Origin of the sequence: Micromonospora sp. MH33 (assembly GCF_003013775.1) — a bacterium.
GTDB lineage: Bacteria > Actinomycetota > Actinomycetes > Mycobacteriales > Micromonosporaceae > Micromonospora > Micromonospora fulviviridis.
In genome coordinates this window covers 1-17,839 of record NZ_MUYZ01000122.1, presented here as the reverse complement: position 1 = coordinate 17,839, position 17,839 = coordinate 1, and the positions used below count along the sequence as shown (strand labels likewise).

14 protein-coding genes are annotated in these 17,839 nt (G+C 70.0%); 9 read left to right on the top strand and 5 right to left on the bottom strand.

Going from position 1 to position 17,839, the window contains the following annotated elements:
- Window positions 1–428 precede the first annotated feature (428 nt).
- Window positions 429–1,172, bottom strand: a complete 744-nt coding sequence (locus tag B0E53_RS19160; RefSeq protein WP_107077323.1) for a GntR family transcriptional regulator — start codon at window positions 1,170–1,172, stop codon at window positions 429–431.
- Between the two features lie 277 nt (window positions 1,173–1,449).
- Between B0E53_RS19160 and B0E53_RS19155 the strand changes: the two genes are divergently transcribed.
- The 8 genes from B0E53_RS19155 (at window position 1,450) to B0E53_RS19120 (ending at window position 11,786) form a co-directional block, all read left to right on the top strand.
- A complete protein-coding gene (locus tag B0E53_RS19155; protein ID WP_107077322.1) occupies window positions 1,450–2,550 on the top strand; it encodes an ABC transporter substrate-binding protein in 1,101 nt (366 codons plus the stop codon).
- A gap of 26 nt (window positions 2,551–2,576) precedes the next feature.
- The gene (locus B0E53_RS19150; RefSeq protein WP_107077321.1) at window positions 2,577–4,112 is read left to right on the top strand and encodes a sugar ABC transporter ATP-binding protein; all 1,536 of its coding nucleotides are present in this window, start codon (window positions 2,577–2,579) and stop codon (window positions 4,110–4,112) included.
- Window positions 4,109–5,068, top strand: coding sequence for an ABC transporter permease (locus tag B0E53_RS19145; RefSeq protein ID WP_107077320.1), 960 nt, complete (start codon window positions 4,109–4,111; stop codon window positions 5,066–5,068). Before B0E53_RS19150 ends, B0E53_RS19145 begins: the two co-directional genes overlap by 4 nt.
- Window positions 5,065–6,084: an ABC transporter permease gene (locus B0E53_RS19140; protein ID WP_107077319.1), complete on the top strand. Its 1,020-nt coding sequence runs from the start codon at window positions 5,065–5,067 to the stop codon at window positions 6,082–6,084. Before B0E53_RS19145 ends, B0E53_RS19140 begins: the two co-directional genes overlap by 4 nt.
- Window positions 6,077–6,961, top strand: coding sequence for a 3-hydroxy-5-phosphonooxypentane-2,4-dione thiolase (gene lsrF, locus B0E53_RS19135; protein ID WP_107077318.1), 885 nt, complete (start codon window positions 6,077–6,079; stop codon window positions 6,959–6,961). The genes B0E53_RS19140 and lsrF overlap by 8 nt, the downstream gene beginning before the upstream one ends.
- A gap of 61 nt (window positions 6,962–7,022) precedes the next feature.
- Window positions 7,023–8,684 carry a glycerol-3-phosphate dehydrogenase/oxidase gene (locus B0E53_RS19130; protein WP_107077317.1) on the top strand — a complete coding sequence of 554 codons (1,662 nt, stop codon included), beginning with the start codon at window positions 7,023–7,025 and terminating at the stop codon, window positions 8,682–8,684.
- On the top strand, window positions 8,681–10,210 hold the full coding sequence (locus B0E53_RS19125) for an FGGY-family carbohydrate kinase (protein WP_107077316.1): 1,530 nt from the start codon (window positions 8,681–8,683) through the stop codon (window positions 10,208–10,210). The genes B0E53_RS19130 and B0E53_RS19125 overlap by 4 nt, the downstream gene beginning before the upstream one ends.
- Window positions 10,211–10,340: 130 nt before the next feature.
- Entirely contained in the window at window positions 10,341–11,786 is a 1,446-nt protein-coding gene (locus tag B0E53_RS19120) for a hypothetical protein (protein ID WP_146167706.1), read from the top strand.
- 944 nt (window positions 11,787–12,730) lie between these two features.
- Here B0E53_RS19120 and B0E53_RS37040 read toward each other — a convergent pair.
- Complete coding sequence (locus B0E53_RS37040) at window positions 12,731–13,639, bottom strand: DUF2336 domain-containing protein (protein ID WP_146167705.1); 909 nt, start codon at window positions 13,637–13,639, stop codon at window positions 12,731–12,733.
- A gap of 256 nt (window positions 13,640–13,895) precedes the next feature.
- Here B0E53_RS37040 and B0E53_RS19105 point away from each other — a divergent pair, with 256 nt between their 5' ends.
- Window positions 13,896–14,618 carry a sialidase family protein gene (locus B0E53_RS19105; protein WP_210406138.1) on the top strand — a complete coding sequence of 241 codons (723 nt, stop codon included), beginning with the start codon at window positions 13,896–13,898 and terminating at the stop codon, window positions 14,616–14,618.
- Window positions 14,619–14,803: 185 nt separating this feature from the next.
- On the opposite strand, the gene B0E53_RS19100 is transcribed toward B0E53_RS19105, so the two are convergent.
- From B0E53_RS19100 to B0E53_RS19085, 3 genes are all read right to left on the bottom strand, one after another.
- The gene (locus tag B0E53_RS19100; RefSeq protein WP_107077314.1) at window positions 14,804–15,991 is read right to left on the bottom strand and encodes a low temperature requirement protein A; all 1,188 of its coding nucleotides are present in this window, start codon (window positions 15,989–15,991) and stop codon (window positions 14,804–14,806) included.
- A gap of 305 nt (window positions 15,992–16,296) precedes the next feature.
- Complete coding sequence (msrB, locus tag B0E53_RS19090; RefSeq protein ID WP_107077313.1) at window positions 16,297–16,767, bottom strand: peptide-methionine (R)-S-oxide reductase MsrB; 471 nt, start codon at window positions 16,765–16,767, stop codon at window positions 16,297–16,299.
- 223 nt (window positions 16,768–16,990) lie between these two features.
- A partial coding sequence (locus tag B0E53_RS19085; RefSeq protein WP_107077312.1) for an IS3 family transposase occupies window positions 16,991–17,839 on the bottom strand: 849 nt, incomplete at its 5' end.

The window sequence follows — 17,839 nt, the reverse complement described above, 5'->3', positions numbered from 1 at the left end:
CCGGAGACCTCAGCCTTTATCGATCACCGCCACGCCGGCACCTCACCACCCGCCGACCCCTTACCAAACACGGCCTAGACAGCCCCTCCCCAGGCTGATCTTTGCCCGCCACAGTGGTGCCCAGTCAGGGAACGTTCGCAGGCTCGGCTGGGTGCCGTGGATGGCGGCTGGAGTTGGAAGCAGCGATTACGAAGCAGGGCCCACAGCGGGTTGACGCGGCGACGGGCAAGGGCGATCAACGCCTGCTGGTGCTTGCCTCCGTACTGGTCGTCCTCGTGTCCAGGCCCGTAGCGGAGGACCGGCCCGTCGTCGTACGCCCCAATCTGCCGAACGGGCCAACCATCCTCACCGACCTCGAAGTACCAGGTGGTACCCAACCTGGACTCACCTGCAAAGGCCAGAGCAGTCCGGGACGCCGTATCGTCAGCTCAGCGGATTCCCACGAAGAAGCGAGTCTGGTCGCTGCGGTGCAACGCGTGGTAGGCCTCAAAACGGGTGCCGTCCGGCAGCCAGGCCACGGACTCGATGCCGAGCAGCGGCGTTGAGGTCGTGATCTCGAGCAGGGCGGCGTCCTCGGGCTCGGGGAAGACGGCTTCGATCCAACGGTCGGCCCCGACCGGTTCCAATCCGTACCGGCGGCGCAGTACGTCGTACAGCGACTGGTTCTCGAGCACCGCGCGTTCCAGGCCGGGCACCAGCCGGGCCGGCAGGGCCGTGTCGACGAGCAGCCAGGGCTGGCCGTCGACGCGTCGGAGTCGGCGCATCCGTACGACCGGCTCGCCCACCCGAATCTGCAGGAGTTCGGCCTCGCGCTGGTCCGCCGGGCCCAGGGCCTGACTGATCGTGTGCGTGGTGACCCGGCGTCCCGACTCGCGCAGGTCGTCGGCGGAGCCGGACACGGAGCCGACGAAGCGCAGCTCGGTCTTGCGGGGCGCGACGAAGGCGCCCCGTCCCTTGACCTTGTAGATCATCCGTTGCTGGACGAGCTCGCGCAGCGCCTCCCGCACGACCGTGCGGGAGACGCCGTAGAGGTCGGTCAGCTCCGCCTCGGACGGCAACGGCTGGTCCGGGGCGATGTCGCCGGCCTCGATCTGGCGGCGCAGCTCCCGCATCAGCTGCATCCACAGCGGCTCGCTCCCGTCCCGGGTGAGCCGCCGGTAGGTCATCGTCATGGACTTCCTTCCCCGTCGATCGAGTACAGCATGCCACGGCACAACGAGCCCTGTCATGACAGGCATCGCGGCCGGATGGCCGCCCGAGCGCCGGAAGGACACCGAGACGTAACCGCCGTCACTGTGACTTGGAACACGTTTGTCATCCAGCCCTAGCGAACCTGTCACTACAGGTCTGTAATGACTGCACCTCACCGCAGCCCCCCGGCGCGGTCGGCTGACTGAGCACGTCCACTCCCGCTCCGGCGGGTTTTCGCTCTCCCTGGAGGCCCCCACCATGCGTACCCATCCCTCATCCCGACGACGGCGCAGCGCGGTCGTGGCCGCGCTGGTCGCGGCCGTCGCGGTCACCGCGACCGGCTGCGGCTCCGGCGCGAGCGGCGGCAAGGCCAAGAGCGGCGACAAGCCGTTCATCGCGCTGAGCAACGGCTTCATCGGCAACGGTTGGCGGCAGACGATGATCGCCAAGTTCGAGGCCGCCGCCACCAAGGCGCAGAGCGACGGTCTGATCAGCAAATTCAAGGTCGTCAACGCCCCGGGCGAGAACTCGGCTACCGAGCAGGTCGCCCAGATCAAGAGCCTGCTGCTGCAGAAGCCGGACGCCCTGCTCATCGACCCGGCCTCGCCGACCGCTCTCAAGCCGGTCATTCAGCAGGCCTGCGACGCCGGCATCAAGGTCGTGGTCTTCGACTCGGCGATCGACGCGCCCTGCGCCCACGTGCTGCTCAACAGCTTCAAGGACTGGGCGACGGCCGCGGCCGAGCCGCTGGTCAACGGCATCGGCGGCAAGGGCAACGTGATCGTCAGCCGGGGTGTCGTCGGCTCCCAGCCCGAGGCGGAGATGTACCAGACCACGCAGGACATCCTGGCCAAGAACCCGGACGTCAAGGTCGCCGCGACCGTCAACGGGATGTGCGACGGCGCCAAGGCGCAGAAGGCCGTGCTCGGCGTGCTGTCGAGCGTGCCGAAGGTCGACGGGGTCATCGGCTGCGGTGACGGTTACGGCGTCGCCCAGGCCTTCAGCACGGCCAACAAGCCGGTGCCGGCGGTCACCTTCGAGACCAACGGCCGCGCGCTGAAGTACTGGCAGGACAGCAAGCTCGACAACGGCTCGGTCGCGGTCATGTCCGACCCCGGCCAGTCGGTCGCCGCGCTGTGGGAGGCGATCGACCTGCTCGACGGTAAGGACGTCCCGAAGGAGATGACCTTCCCGATCGTGCTGGTGGAGCAGAAGGACGTCGCCGCGTGGGCCGGCGTCCTGAAGCCCGACGAGTACGCCGCCTGGCCGTGGACCCAGGAGCTCTTCCGCAAGCAGGTCGAGGCCGTCAAGAGCGGTGGCGCCCCGGTGCAGCCGCCGATCCCGACGGCCGCCGGCTGACCGGACAGCAACTCAAGGAGCGCATCATGCACGTCGACAACCTGCCGGTGGGGTCGCTCGCGGCCCCGCCGCAGGGCGACCGGAAGCCGTCCCCGGCGCCACCGGTCGTCACCGCGCGGCGGGTGACCAGGACGTACGGGCGCACTCGGGCCCTCACCGGCGTGGACCTCGACGTCCGCGCCGGTGAGGTGCTCGGCCTCGTCGGTCACAACGGCGCCGGCAAGAGCACGCTGATGCGCGTCCTCGCCGGCCTCGAAGCGTGCGACGAGGGCACCGTCATCGTGGGCGGGCGGGAGGCACCGCGTCACGTCGCGCCGGGCGCCGACCCGTTCCGTGCCGTCCGGATGGCCTACCAGGAAACGTCGCTCTGCCCGGACCTCACCGTCGCGGAGAACATCTGGGTCTCCTCCCGGCACTGCCTGCCCCGCCTGCGCTGGCGGCAAGCGGCCAGCACGGCGGTGGCCCGCCGGCTGGACGAGATGTTCCCGGGACACGGGGTGGCTCCGCGGGACCGGGTCGAGGACCTGTCGCTGGCCCAGCGGCAGATGGTGGAGATCGCCCGGGCGAGCCTGGTCGACCGGCTCGACCTGCTGATCCTGGACGAGCCGACCGAGTCGCTCGGCCCGGACGCCGCGCGCTCGCTCTACGCGTACGTCCGCCGGGTCACCGCCCAGGGCACCGCAGTCCTGCTCATCTCGCACCGGATCCGTGAGGTGCTCTCGGTGGCCGACCGGGTCGCGGTGATGCGCGACGGCGCGGTCGTCGCGGAGCGGCCGGCGGCCGGCCTCGGCGAGCGGGACGTGCTCGCCCTGATGGGAGCCGAGGTGGTCGAACCCACCGCCGCGCCCGCGTCCGCCCGCGCGGCCGGCGAGCGGCCGGTCGTCGCCGAGCTGCGCGACGCCACCGGCCAGGGCCTGCACGACGTGTCGATCACGGTCGGCCGGGGCGAGGTCGTCGGGCTGGCCGGGCTGGCCGGCCAGGGCCAGCAGCAGGTGCTCGAACGGCTGTGGCGGCCGGTCCGGCGGGACACCACGGTCCAGGGCACCCGCGCCTACGTGCCCGGTGACCGGCAGCGCTCCGGCGTGCTGCCGCTGTGGTCCGTGGCGGAGAACCTCATCGTCACCGCCATGCGCGGCCTGGCCCGGTTCGGCGTACGCCGCTCCGACGCGGAGGAGGCCGCGGTCCGCGAGTGGGTGGACCGGCTGGCCATCCGCGGTGGCGCGGACGCGGGCATGACCGAGCTCAGCGGCGGCAACCAGCAGAAGGTCATCGTGGCGCGGGCATTCGCCTCCACGGCCGACCTGGTCCTGCTCGACGACCCGTTCCGCGGGGTCGACGTGCACACCAAGACCGACCTCTACGCGCTCATCCGGCAGGAGGCGGCGGGCGGCCGCAGCGTGGTCTGGTACTCGAGCGAGAACGCTGAGATGGCGCACTGCGACCGGGTCTACGTGCTGCGGGCCGGCCGGGTCGTCGCCGAACTGACCGGCGCGGAGATCTCCGAGGAACGGATCATCGCCGTCTCCTTCGCCGAATCCGAGTCGACAGGAGCACAGCGATGACGAACCTCGTCGCGACGGCGATGCCGTCCCGGGCCCTGCTGCGTCGCACGGGACCCGCCATGGTCAGCGCGGTCGCCATGGTGGCCATGGTCGCGGTCTGCGCGTCGTTGCAGTCCGACGTGCTGACCGTGCCGGGGCTCGCGTTGATCCTCTCGGCCACCGTGCCGCTGGTCATCGCGGCCCAGGCCCAGATGGTGCTGATGGCCGTGGGCGACATCGACCTCGGCATCGGCAACTTTGTCGGCCTGGTCACCGTCATCACCGCCACGAAGCTGGTCTCCTCCCCCGGCACCGGCACGCTGCTGCTGCTTGGTCTCGTGGCGGCGTACGCGGTGCTCGGCGCGCTGATCCACCTGCGCCGGGTGCCGTCGCTGATCGCCACCCTCGGCGCCTCGTTCGTGTGGCTGGGTCTGGGACTTTTCGTCCTGCCCACCCCGGGCGGCAGCACCCCGCAGTGGCTGGCGACGTTCGGCTCCTGGCAGCCGGGCGGCTTCCCCGCCCCGCTGCTGCCGATCCTCGTCGTCGCGGCGCTGGTCTGGCTGCTGTCGGCCCGCAGCTCCGTCGGGGTGCGGGTTCGCGCGCTGGGCAGCAACCCGGTCGCGCTGCAACGGGCCGGCCTGCGACCGCTGGCCGCGCGGGTGATCGCGTACGCCGTGGCCGGGGCGCTCGGCGTGCTCTCCGGCCTCGTGCTCGCCTCGCAGACCGGCGGCGGCGACGTCTCGTCCGCCACCAGCTACACGCTGATCACGGTCGCCGCGGTGATCCTCGGCGGGGGATCGTTCGCCGGCGGCACCGCCGTCCCGTGGGGCGTCGCCATCGGCGGCATCACCCTCGGCCTGGTCAGTGTCGTCCTCAGCCTGCTCGACGTGCCGTCGAACATGCAGTCGGCCGTACAGGGCGTGATCGTGCTGGCCGTACTCGCCGGCCGCGTCGTGGTCGGAAAGGTGTTCCGATGACCGTCCGTACACTCGCCCGCCCGTGGATCTGGGGCTTCGTCGCCGCCGCGCTGGTCTGGGCCACCATCCTGGCCATCTCCAGCCAGGGCGGCGGGCAGACCGTCTCCCTCGCGCTGTCCCTGGCCCCGTACCTGGTCATCGTCGGCCTGGGCCAGATGCTGGTGATCACCGCTGGGCCGGGCAACATCGACGTGTCGGTGGCGCCGGTCATCTCCCTGGCCGGGTTCGTCGCGGTGCAGGTGACCGCGACGACCGGATCGGTGCCGGTCGGCATCCTGGCCGGCATCGGGGCCGGGCTGGCCGTGGCCTTGGTCAGCGTGGTGGCGATCCTCGGGCTGTCCGTCCCGCCGATCATCGCCACCCTGGCCGCCGGGCTGATCGCCTCGTCGCTGACCCTGTCGCTCGCCGACGGCTTCACCGCGGTGCCCGACGACGGGCTGCGCCGGCTGCTCAACCTGCGGCCGGCCGGCGTACCCGTGCTCGCCGTCGCGGTGGCCGCGCTCACCGCGCTGGTCGTGGCCCTGCTCCGCCGCACCACCTATGGTCGCTCGCTGCTCGCGGTCGGGCAGAGCCGGCCGGCCGCGGAACGGGCGGGCGTCCCGGTCAGCCGGATCACCGCCACCACCTACCTGGCCAGTGGCGCCCTGGCCGGACTGGCCGGCGCGCTGCTCGCCGCCTACATCGCGCCGTCGCCCGACCTGGGCACGCGCTACCTGCTCGACTCGGTCGCCGTCGTCGTCATCGGCGGCACGCTCATCTCGGGCGGTCGGGCCGTGCCGGTCGGCATCTGGGGCAGTGCGCTCTTCTTCATCCTGCTCGACGGCCTCGTCAACCTCGTGGGCTGGAGCACCGCCGCGCAGAACCTGCTCAAGGGCGGCCTGGTGCTGTTCGTCCTTTTCCTCGCCGGCGGCGGAACGCTGCGCAACGCCGGCGCGACCATTCGACCCCGTCGACGGCTGCGACCCGCGGCCGCGACCACCGCTGGAACTGACACAGGAGAGAACACCAATGCCTGACACCGACGGTCTGCTCGACGCCCGCGATTTCGGCGGGGCCGCCGCCACCGCCGCCGGCTTCCACGTCAAGGGAGCCCACGCCCAGGACTGGGGCCTGCAGAATCGGCTGTCCCGGATCTTCCGACCCGACAACGGCCGTACGGTGATGCTGGCCTTCGACCACGGCTACTTCCTCGGGCCGATGGCCGGCCTGGAGCGGATCGACACCAACATCGCCCCGCTCGTGCCGGACGCCGACGCGATCATGATGACCCGCGGCGCGCTGCGCACCAGCATCCCGGCGCACAGCAGCGCGGGGATCGTGCTGCGGGCCAGCGGCGGCCCGAGCGTGCTGAAGGACCTCTCGGACGAGCACATCGCCCTGGACATCGAGGACGCGGTCCGGCTCAACGCCGCGGCGCTGGCGATCCAGGTGTTCATCGGCGGCGAGCACGAGTCCCGGTCGGTGGCGAACCTCGCCGCCCTGGTCGACGCCGGACAGCGGCACGGCGTCGCCGTGCTCGGTGTGACCGCCGTGGGCAAGGACATGGTCCGAGACGCGCGCTACTTCCGCCTCGCCACCCGGATCAGCGCGGAAATGGGCGCCCACATCGTCAAGACGTACTACGTCAACGAAGGCTTCGAGACGGTGACCGCCAGCTGCCCGGTGCCGATCATCGTGGCCGGCGGCAAGAAGCTGCCCGAACTCGACGCGCTGACCATGGCGTACCGGGCGATGCAGGAGGGCGCCGCTGGCGTCGACATGGGCCGAAACATCTTCCAGAGCGAGTACCCGGCCGCGATGCTGGCCGCGGTCCGCGCCGTGGTGCACGACGACGCCAAGCCCGAGGACGCCTACGAGCTGTTCCGGGAGCGGTCGGCCGGTTCCGCGTCCTGATCATCGCCAGGGGTGCGGGTCGCCCACACGGCCCGCACCCCCGCATCTCCGGGAGCTCCTCATGTCACACCCACAGACCGGCGCCGGTGACCTCGTCGACCTCGTGATCATCGGTGCCGGCATCAACGGCCTCGCCATCGCCCGAGACGCCGCCGGCCGGGGCCTGAGCGTCGTCGTGGTCGACCGCGGGGACGTCGGCGCCGGCACCACCGCCACCTCCAGCCGGCTGATCCACGGCGGCCTGAAGTACCTCGAGCGCTACGACTTCACCCTGGTGCACGAGTCGATCCGGGAGCGGCACCTGCTGTTCCGCACCGCGCCGCACCTGGTGCACGACTACCCGATGCTGATCCCGTTCTACGCTGGGGACAGCCGGCCAGGACCGCTGATCCGCCTCGGCCTGGCCGCGTTCGACGTCCTGGCCGCGGGCCGCGGGCGCGGACGCAGCCGGGGCCTGTCCGCCCGGGCGATCGCCCGGCGCTGGCCCCACCTCTCCCGCAGTGGCCTGCGCGGCGGGGTGCTCTTCAACGACGCCCAGGTGCCGTGGGCCGAGCGGCTCTGCGTCGAGCTGCTGATCGACGCCGAGCGGCTGGGCGCACGGGTGCTGACCTACACGACGGTGACCGGTCTGCTCGTGACGGACGGACGGGTGCACGGGGTCCGGACCCGGGACGACCAGTCGGGGCGGGAAGGGGAGATCCGGGGTCGCCTCACGATCAACGCGGCCGGGCCGTGGATCGACCGGATCCTCGACGGCCAGGTCGAGAGCGGGCGCCTCAACGGCGGCACCAAGGGCAGCCACATCATCATCGACCCGTTCCCGGGCGCCCCGGACACCTGCATCTTTTTCGAGGCCGCCGCCGACCAGCGACCGATCTTCATCTTCCCGTGGGAGGGCCGGTACGTCCTCGGCAGCACCGACCTCACCTACGAGGGGGACCTGGACGAGGTCGTCGCCAGCGACGCCGAGATCGACTATCTGCTCAGCGAGGCCAACCGGTTGTTCCCCCAGGCCGGCCTCACCCCGGACGACGTGCTGTACAGCGTCGCCGGAATCCGTCCGCTGCCCTACACGGCCGGCGTGGCGGACAACGCCAAGATCAGTCGTGGGCACACGGTGCTCAACCACGCACCCGCGTACGAGGGGCTGCTCACGATCATCGGCGGCAAGCTGACCACCCACCGCGCGCTCGCCGAGGACGCCACCGACGAGGCGCTGAAGGTGCTCGGCCGGCCGCGGCAACGATGCACCACCCGTACCCGGCCGCTGCCCGGCGCCGACACCCCGGACTGGTACGCCTTCCGCGCGGACTTCCCGCGCTCGGCGGTCCCGTTCACCCCGGCGCAGTCCGCCCGGCTACTGGACATCTACGGCGTCCGCGCCCGCCGGGTGCTCGAACTCGCCCTATCCGACCCGGCACTGGCCGAAGTCGTGGACGAGCGGACCGGGGCCGTCGCCGCCGAGGTGGTCATGGCCTTCCGCGAGGAGCGGGCCGTGACCTTGGCCGACGTGCTGCTGCGCCGTACGCTGGTCGGCCTCGGCCCGGACATGGCGGTGTCGACGGCCGTGACCTGCGCGGACGTCGCCGTACGGCAGCTCGGCTGGGACACCGAACGGGCCGACGCCGAGGTGGCCGCCTACCGGGCGGAGCTGCGGCGCTTCCGCCCGCGCGGCCTGAACCTCGCCCCGGCGACCGGAACGAACGACAGGAGGACGTCGTGACGATTCCGCACACTTGCTACCTCGGGGTCGACGTCGGCCTCACCGCCACCAAGGTGGCCGCCTTCGACGTCGTGGGCAATGAGCTGGCCGTCGTGCATGCGCGCACTCCGCGTACCAGCGTCACCGCCCACCGCCACGACGTCGACATGACCGTGCTGGCGGACACGGTGCTGTCGCTGCTGGCGGAGGTCGGCGGCAAGCTGGCCGCCGAGGGGTACGCCCCGGCGGGCATCGGCGTAGCCGCACACGGCAACGGCATCTACCCGGTCGACGGGTCCCTGCGCCCGCTCGGGCCGGCCATCGCCTCGTCGGACAGCCGGGCACAGCACATCGTCCAGGCGATCCCGCCCGACGGGGCCCGGCGGCTGGCCCGGGAGACGGGCTCGATCCCGTGGGCCGCCCAGCCCGCCGTCCTGCTGCGCTGGCTGCGGGACGCCGAGCCGGCGACGTACGCCGCCACCCGCTGGGTGCTGTCTTGCAAAGACTGGGTCACCGCGCAGCTCACTGGTGTGGCCAGCGCGGACTACAGCGACGCCAGCGCGTTCGGCCTGGTCGGGCTCGACACCCGTGCGTACACGCCGACGGCGCTCGAACTGGTCGGGCTACCCGCCTCCGACCTGGATCGGTTCCCGCCGCTGCGCAGGTCCGACGAGGTGGTCGGCGGACTGAGCGTCGCAACCGCGGCCCGCACGGGGCTGCCCGAAGGTCTGCCGGTCATCGCCGGATGCATGGACTGCGTGGCCGCCACACTCGGCGCCGGGGGACGGGAGCTCGGGGACGGGACGATCATCGTCGGCACCTGGGCGATCAACGGGGTGGTGGTGCCCGCGCGCACGCCCGCCCCGGAGGTCACACTCAGCGCGTTCATGCCCGATCCGGCCACAATGCTGGCCATGGAGGTGGCCCCCACGTCGGCAGCCAACCTCGAGTGGCTCGCCTGCGCCGGGGTGCCCCACCAGCAGACCGGGGGCGTCGCCGCGCCGGAGCTGCTGCAGGAGGCCGCTTCGGTACCGCCCGGCGCCGACGGCCTGCTGTTCCTGCCCTTCGTCAACGGCTCACCCGAGCACCCATCGGCGTCCGGCACCTTCCTCGGCATTTCCAGCAACCACCGCCGCGGCCACCTCACCCGGGCGGTCATCGAAGGCGTCGCCCAGTACCACCGGGTGCAGCTCGACCGGGTGCTGGCCAGCGGCGCGGACGTCGGTGACCGGCCCTGGCGACTGGCCGGTGGCGGCGCGCGGTCGACAGTGTGGGCGCAGATCTTCGCCGACGTGCTCGGCCGCCCGGTCCGGCGGCAGCTCACCAGCGAACTCGGCGCCCGGGGCGTCGCTTCCCTGCTGCCCGGCGCTCTCGGCCACGACGTGCCGCCCTGGACCGTCAACGACGAGAACGACCTTTGCGTGCATCCGGGGCCCGACCGCGTTGCCTATCGGCAGCACGCCCAAGTGTTCGACCGCTGTCTCGCTGGGATGTCCTCGGTGTGGTCGGAGGTCGAGCGCTACCGCAACTCTGGTAGGCGCGTCTGACTTTGGGGTCTGGTGACATCCGGGAGACTGGAGGACCGTTCTCCCGGAATGTGACAAAGATGAGCACCAGCACCGCGGGCGGCTGCTCATCGCCTGGCAGGCCGTTGACCTCCGTCAGCGAGGGCAGACCGTGCTCGCCACCACCGTGGGGGCCCGCTGCGTCGGCCCCAATGACGGCAACCCGACCGGTGTCGATATACGGACATCTCCGCAGTGGGGTTCCTGTCACGCTCTGGACCATCGCCCGCCGGCGCTGTCGACAGACAGCGCCGGCGGTTGTGCGATCCCGTCGCGAACAGGAGTCCCATCCATGCTGAGATCAAGACGACGAACGCGGGTACTCGCCGCCGTTCTGGTGGGTGCGGTACTGACCGTCGCCGCTGCCCATCCCGCGGTGGCGCGCCCCGCGCTCGCGTCGACCACGGCGGGTGCGGTGTCGACCGCTTCGGCGTGGCACGTCGAGGACCTCGGCGCTCCGGTTCCAAACCTGGGATACGCCAGGGTGGTCGGGGCGGTCAGCCTCCAAGACGGCCCGGCGAGCGACCCCCGACCGTACATGTTCAACGTGATCAATGATGCCCTGTGGGTGATGTCGCCGGTCGCGGGCAGTTGGAGGTGGACCGCGCGCGGCGCACCCCCGGTGAGCCGGATCAGGGGCTCGGTCGGTGTCATCAAATTCCTGGGCCAGTCCACGTCCATCGAGCGTGCCTACGTCTTCGTCTACACCGACGATGGTCACCTGTGGGGTAACTGGTGGGACGGCAGCCGCTGGGCCTGGACCGACATCGGCACGCCCGGCGGCACCACGGTCAGCGCGCCGGTCGGCGCGGTCGCCGTACAGACCGCTCCCGGCAGTCAGGCGGTCCCGTACATCTACGTGATCGGCGCCGACGGGCATCTCTGGTGGAGCCGGAAGAACAACACCGGACAATGGACCTGGACGGATCAGGGTGTCCCGGCGGGGGTGACCCTGCACCGCCTCGCCGACCCGGTCGGTGCGGTCAACCTGCGGCTGTCGCCTACCCAACCCGACCTGCCCCAGGTGTTCGTGCTGGACGTGCAGGGTAATCTCTGGCGCCACGGCTTCGACGGCTTGACCTGGCGCTGGTATGGCCACGGTTCACCGCAGCCCAGCTACAACGCTCACGGTGTGGGTCTGGTCGCTGTCCAGAACGGCCCCAACGCCGCATCCCGGCCCGAGGCATTCATCGGCGTCAACGGCCAGGTGCTGGAACTCACCTGGTACAACGACGCATGGACGTGGTCCACCCATTCCAGCTCGGGCACCACCTATGTCCGGCACGCCGGCACAATCGCCGTGCAGGACGGCTGGGACACCCAGCAGCGACCCTACGTCTTCTCCTGCGACCTGGAAGGCGGCCCGCTGCGCACCAACTGGTGGACCGGGGCGCAATGGGTGTGGTCGGTGCAAGCCGGCACCGACGCCGCCGGACTCGACCCCAGCTGCGGGGATGCCGTGGCCCTGCCGGACAGATTCACCGGCACCCGGTACCCCTACGTCTTCTACTGGTCCCGGCAGCAGCCAATGCGACTCATGCTCACTTGGTGGGGCTGACCGGCACTGCGCGCCGGAACGGTCCCGAGGCAGCCGGGCGTGTCCGGTACGTCATCGCCTCGGTCGCCGATGACCGCTGCGCCGATGCTGGTCAGGTACCGAACGACATGCCGGCTCAGGGGTGCCCCTGGGCCGGCATGGGGGCTGACCCGCAGCCGAAATCCGCGTCGCAGGTCGATGGCGCGGCGCACTCGTCGTACTGCGACACCAGTGGCTGATCCCCCAACTGGCGAGGACCATCGGGATGAGCGACGAGGACCTCGCCGGCTGGATCGGCACCCTCGACCCGGCCCGAGGTGCGGATCCAGCAGGCGTACCGCTCACGGTCTTCGACCTGCACCTACGCCACCGGGGACACCTGCTCAACGGCCCGAACCCGGCCTTCCCGGACGCGCAATTCATCCTTGATGCGCTCAAACAGCTCGAGTGCGCACCGCTGCGTACGCCGCGATCTGCCACCGCGCGGCATCGCGGTCGTCCTCCACGTCGGAGAACTCGTTGCGGCGCGCTCGGGCCCGGCGCTCGTGGTCAGTACGTCCTGCTGCCGCCCAGTCGGACTGCTCCCGTTCCAGCTGCGCTCGCTCTCCGGAGAAGTCACTTCCCAGACCGCCAAAACCCAGCTTAGAACCCCGCTCCCGGCCGTGTCTTGACGCAGAGGGGAGCCATGTGAGGGTGCAGGATCGCCACCCAACGGCGCCGTACCGCCTGAGCGCCCCCTAGCTTGATCTTCAACCTGCGCGTCGCGGGCCCGCAGCCATGCTGGCGTCATCCGTGTGATCGACGACCCGCACCTGCCGTGACTGAACCACGAGCCTTGACGGGGTCGTCTACGGAAGTGGACGAGACGGCAGTTGATCGACGACGAAATCCGGTGGCGGACCAGGGTAGGTTCGCCGTGGCGGGACGTGCCCGCCCGGTATGGCCGTGGCAGGGATGCCGAGGCCTTAGCGTGCGGCGCCGCCCGGCCGACCTGGGTCGGTCCCGGAGGGCCGGTGACCGACGCGTGGAGCCCGTATCACTGGGGAGATGCCAGACGCCGGGCGGAAACCCCGCGCCGCGCCGGCCACCGTATCGTCGGGATCGCGCTCGAGAGCCCGCCGGATGTGCGGCGGGATGACCTCGGATTTTGCCATCGCCAGTCGGACCTGCACCGAACGGTCGTCAACCAGGCGTTCCAGATCCGCCTCGTCCAGCTGGACCGCGCGGACCAGCGCGGCACGGACGTCGACCACGGGGTCCTGGGCAAGCGCGCTGCGCTGCTCGGCGGTGGTCCGCGGGTTGCGGGCGACCCCCTTGCGTACGCGTGCGGTGCGATCGGCTATCAGAGCGGTGATCACGTCGGGGTCGTGGGTGTGGGTGGCGAGTCGCTCCCGTACCTCGGGTGAGACGTCGTCGATCAGCCTGGCGGCCAGATCGGGCTCCAACTCCCGCATCTCCGCGAGGAGGCCACGAAGCTCCTTGTCGGGTGCCTCTGACATCACCCGGCGAACCGACTCGTCGCATGCCGGGTTGCCGGCGACCGCCCAGCGGACCCACCGGTCGGCGTCTTTGACGAGACGCAAGAGATTGGCGACCGAGGTCGAGTGGTTTCTTGCCACGGCCTCCCGGACCTGACGATCATGGTCCCGGGTCAGCGGTCGCAGTGCCTGCGCGGGTGCGTCGGTCCGGGCCGCGACCGCCTTACGGACCACAGCCGACGGGTCGGACGCTAAGTCGATGAGGGTCATCTGTGGCGTTGCGGGGTCCTGTGCGACGGCGAGCCGCGCGTCGACGCTCCCACCGATCGTACGGTGGGCGGTGGTACCTGACCCGCTGTGACGATCAGGCCCGCCGACGTCCTGCTGCTTCCCCATGGGCGCAATCATGTCACGGACTGACTGGGGCAGCGCGAGCCTGACCAGCGCGTTGACGATGGTCGAAGCGCTACCTCGCGGCGGGAACCCGCGCCCGAACGCGGAGAAGAGGGAAGTTCCCGCAATATCGCATCCTCGCGGCGGCAACGACGACCGCCGGGACCACGATCGCGGCCTAAGACGGCCGGCCCGATATGCGCGACCTGCCCGCGCCCATGTCGGTGATCATCCGTCACAGCGCTGACGGCGGCCGCACCTGGCAGCATCGCCGGCTCACGCAGGAGATCAAGGATCCGAGCTGGCAGGGCATGTTCGCCGCGTCGGGCGCAGGCATCCAGCTCCGCCACGGCCGGTACGCCGCATCCAGCAGTACACGGTCCGAATTGGCGGCGGAAACTGCGCCGTCAGCGCGTACAGCGACGACCACGGTCAGACTCGGCACACCGGTGAACCGGTCGGACCTGGCGCTGACGAGAACAAGACTGTCGAACTCTCCGACGGCACGATCATGCTCAACAGCCGGGCCAAACCACGGCGGCTCGTCGCCTTCTCTCGCGACGGTGGCCAGGCCTGGACCGACTTCCGGGCGGACCCGGCCCTGGTCGACCCGGCAAACAACGGATCGATCCTGCGGTACGCGCCCGACGCGGCGCCGGACGACCCGCAGGCGAAGTGGCTGCTGCTCAGCAACACCGCCGACGATGAGATCCGCCGCAACCTGACTGTGCGGATGTCTTGCGACGATGGAAAGACCTGGCCGATTCGGCGCACCGTCGAGGAGGCAAGCTCTGCCTACTCGACGCTCGGCCACCTGCTCGGCGGCGATATCGGGATGCTCTACGAGCGTTCTGGCTACCAGCGAATGACCATGGCCCGCTTCGACCTGGCCTGGCTCAACGGCACCTGCGTTCCGGTCACTCTCACCTCGCCACCTCGCTCGCGGCGGGATCGTCGGCCACCGTCCGTGTCGACCTGGTGAACCAGAACTCGACGGCAAAGGTGGCGCGGCTTGCGCCTGGAGACGCGGCGCACGTCGACGTCACCATCACCGACCCCGACAACATCGCCCCGCGGAACTATTCGCTCGCGCAGTACCGCACCGGCCCGAGGTGGTCCTACAGCACGCCGACGCCGGTCAGCACGGCACGGCACGGCACGGCAGCATCATCGATGGCCTTTCGCGGCGTTGGCAATCTGCGGGCTGACCACGATGGCGTACCCGACGAGAATCGCCGAGGTGAGCCCGAGCAGCAGGCCGGGTTCGGTGACCACCAGCGTCACCACGATGGCCAGCGTGATTCCCGCCAGGCCGACGATGATCCGGCGCCGGGGCAGGCGACCGAGAGCGAAGCGGTGCAGACCCAACCCGGACAGCATCCACGTGACGATCGACCCGCCGAGCACGAGTCGCGCGTTGAGCGGCATCTGACGCGACTGCCCGATCTCGTACACCACGACGCCCAGCGCCCATCCTAGGAAGAGCACGGCGGCGCCAGCGGGTGAGTGGAGATAGGCGTAGCCCTGGCCGCTGCCCAACCGCGGTATGGCAAGCCTGCTGTTCAGGTAGGTGGTGTAGATCCACCAGATGCTGGCTGGCAGGACGAAGGCCGCCAAGGCGGCGGCCAGCACGCGGGCGGGCGGGTGGGCGGTGGGTACCGCGTCACGCAGGTTGGTCAGCGTGGCGCCGAGCAGAATGATTGTGAACTGCCCCAGCCGTTCAGGCAGGTGGGTGCTGTGTACGGGATGGCGGCGGAGCCAGCGGCGGCCGAGCCACGGGGTGAACAGCTCGATAGCCAGGGCGGTGATCCACACTGCCGGTCGCACGGTCGGGGAGATGGCCAGTGACCCAGCCCAGAGCAACCACCCGGTACCGAATCCGGTGAGATAGACGGCGACCAGATCCCAGGCGGACCTGTCGGCCGCGAGGACCCGCAGGTACATCAGGAACAGACAGCCACGCACGATCAGGTACCCGACCGGCAACAGCAGGCCGGACGGGGCCTGCGGCACACCGAGGGTAATGGCGCCAGCGCCAACCGTCGCGGCCAGCACGAGCAGTCGGTGCAGCGTGTCGTCCGGGTCGTAGCGGGTGTCGTAAAAGGACTGGCCGATCCATGTCCACTGGATGAGCACGTAGAGCACGATGGCAACGGCGAGTTCTTGTGTACTCGGCGATGCCCGAGTGTCCAACCGTGCGGTCACGCCCAGCAGTGCCAGGACGAATACCAGGTCGAAGAAGAGTTCAAGCCAGGTGGCATGCCGCTCCTCGTTCAGCTTCGGCCCGCCGGGGTAGCGTAGCCCCAGCAGGCCGGCGGTACGGGACAGCCGGGTTGACCTGCCACCTTTGGCCAATCGCCCGCCCCCATGCCGTCACTGCCATTGATAATCATCACCTAGCGGATCGTGTCACCTGCCGGGACCCACCCTGCTGCACCGGGGCACAGGCACCGATCCAGCGGTGCCCGTCAGGCTTTCTCCGATGGGCCGGCTGGTGGCACCCGTCCCGCGTCGTCTGGCAGCCGGGTCAGCCATTCTCTGATGGCAGTGAAGTCGAAATCTGTTCAGGCCGCCGCGGTGCGAGCACACCGGCGCGGTTGCGGATGAGGTCTTGCCTTCCCCAAAGGCAGCCGCCAGCCAGGATCGCCTTCTCGGTCGTGTCAGTCACCGCCTCCCTCCCCCATCTGGGGCTCGAACATCTTGCGGTATTCGCCATAACCTTCACGCTCAAGGTCGTCACGCCGGATGAACCGAAGTGCGGCGGAATTCATGCAATAACGCAACCCGCCAGCCTCTACAGGACCATCATCAAACACGTGGCCAAGATGACTGTCTCCGTGCGTCGACCGCACCTCGATACCAGTCATACCGAGGCTCGAGTCTCGGACTTCGACCACGTTCTCCGATTCGATCGGCTTGGTGAAAGTCGGCCATCCCGTACCGCTGTCGTACTTGTTGATGGACGCGAACAGCGGTTCGCCGGATACGATGTCGACGTAGATGCCCGGCTCCTCGTTGTCCCAATAGGCGTTGTTGAAGGCCGGCTCCGTCCCAGCTTTCTGGGTGACTCGGTATTGCTCCTCCGACAGCCGGGAAATTGCCTCGGAGTCCTTGTGATACGCGTGTGACACGGTGCGCTTCCTCTCGGATCAAGTCGTCGGCAACACAGGCCCGGATCAACCGGCCCCATGGTCGTGACCATGCCTGTCCTCTCTCCGCGACCGTACGTGATCCTGGGGCGCATCCAGACAGCGTTCACACAAGATCGTGGTGACGGCGCAGAGCTGGCGTGTCTCCACTCAGTTCCCAGGTCCGGGATTGCTCTGTCAAGCCCCGGGTTTGATGGAGAGTTGGTTAGCTGGTTTTCAGGGTTGCGGTGACCGGGTGGGTCATCGCGTGTAGTGCCTCGTGTTCGGCGGGCGGGACGTGCCCGAGCTCGCCGTGCAGCCTTCGGTTGTTGTACCAGTCGATGTACTCGACGGTGGCCATCTCCACGTCGTCCAGGCCGCGCCACGGGCCGGTGTTGCGGACGAGTTCGGCCTTGTACAGGGAGTTGAACGCCTCGGCCATCGCGTTGTCGTAGGAGTCGCCCTTGGAACCGACCGAGGCGACGGCGCCGGCCTCGGCCAGCCGCTGGGTGTAGCGAATCGCTCGATATTGAACTCCCCGGTCGGAATGATGGACGAGTCCGCCCAGGTCAGCGCCTTGATTCTCGCGGCGCCAGATCGCCATCTTCAACGCGTCGAGAGCCAAATCTGTGTAGAGCGAGGTGGAGAGCTGCCAGCCGACGATCATGCGGGAGTACACGTCGAGGACGAACGCCGCGTACACCCAGCCCACGCTGGTACGCACGTAGGTCAGGTCGGCGACCCACAGCTGATTCGGGCGGACTGCGGTGAAGTCACGTTTGACCAGGTCAGCAGGACGGTTGGTCTCGGCCGCCGGCCGGGTCGTGCGGGGTGACTTGTCGCGTAGCAGCCCGCGCAGCCCGGACTCGCGCATCAGCCGCTCGACGGTGCACCGGGCCACCCGCACGCCACGTCGGTGCAGCTCGTGCCAGATCTTGCGGGCCCCGTAGACGCCGTAGTTGGCCGCGTGGATCCGCTCGATCATCGCGGTCAGCTGTTCGTCACGCCGTGATCGGGCCGAGGCCGGGCGGGTCTTGGCGGCGTAGTAGGTCGACGGTGCGATCTGTGCCGGCGT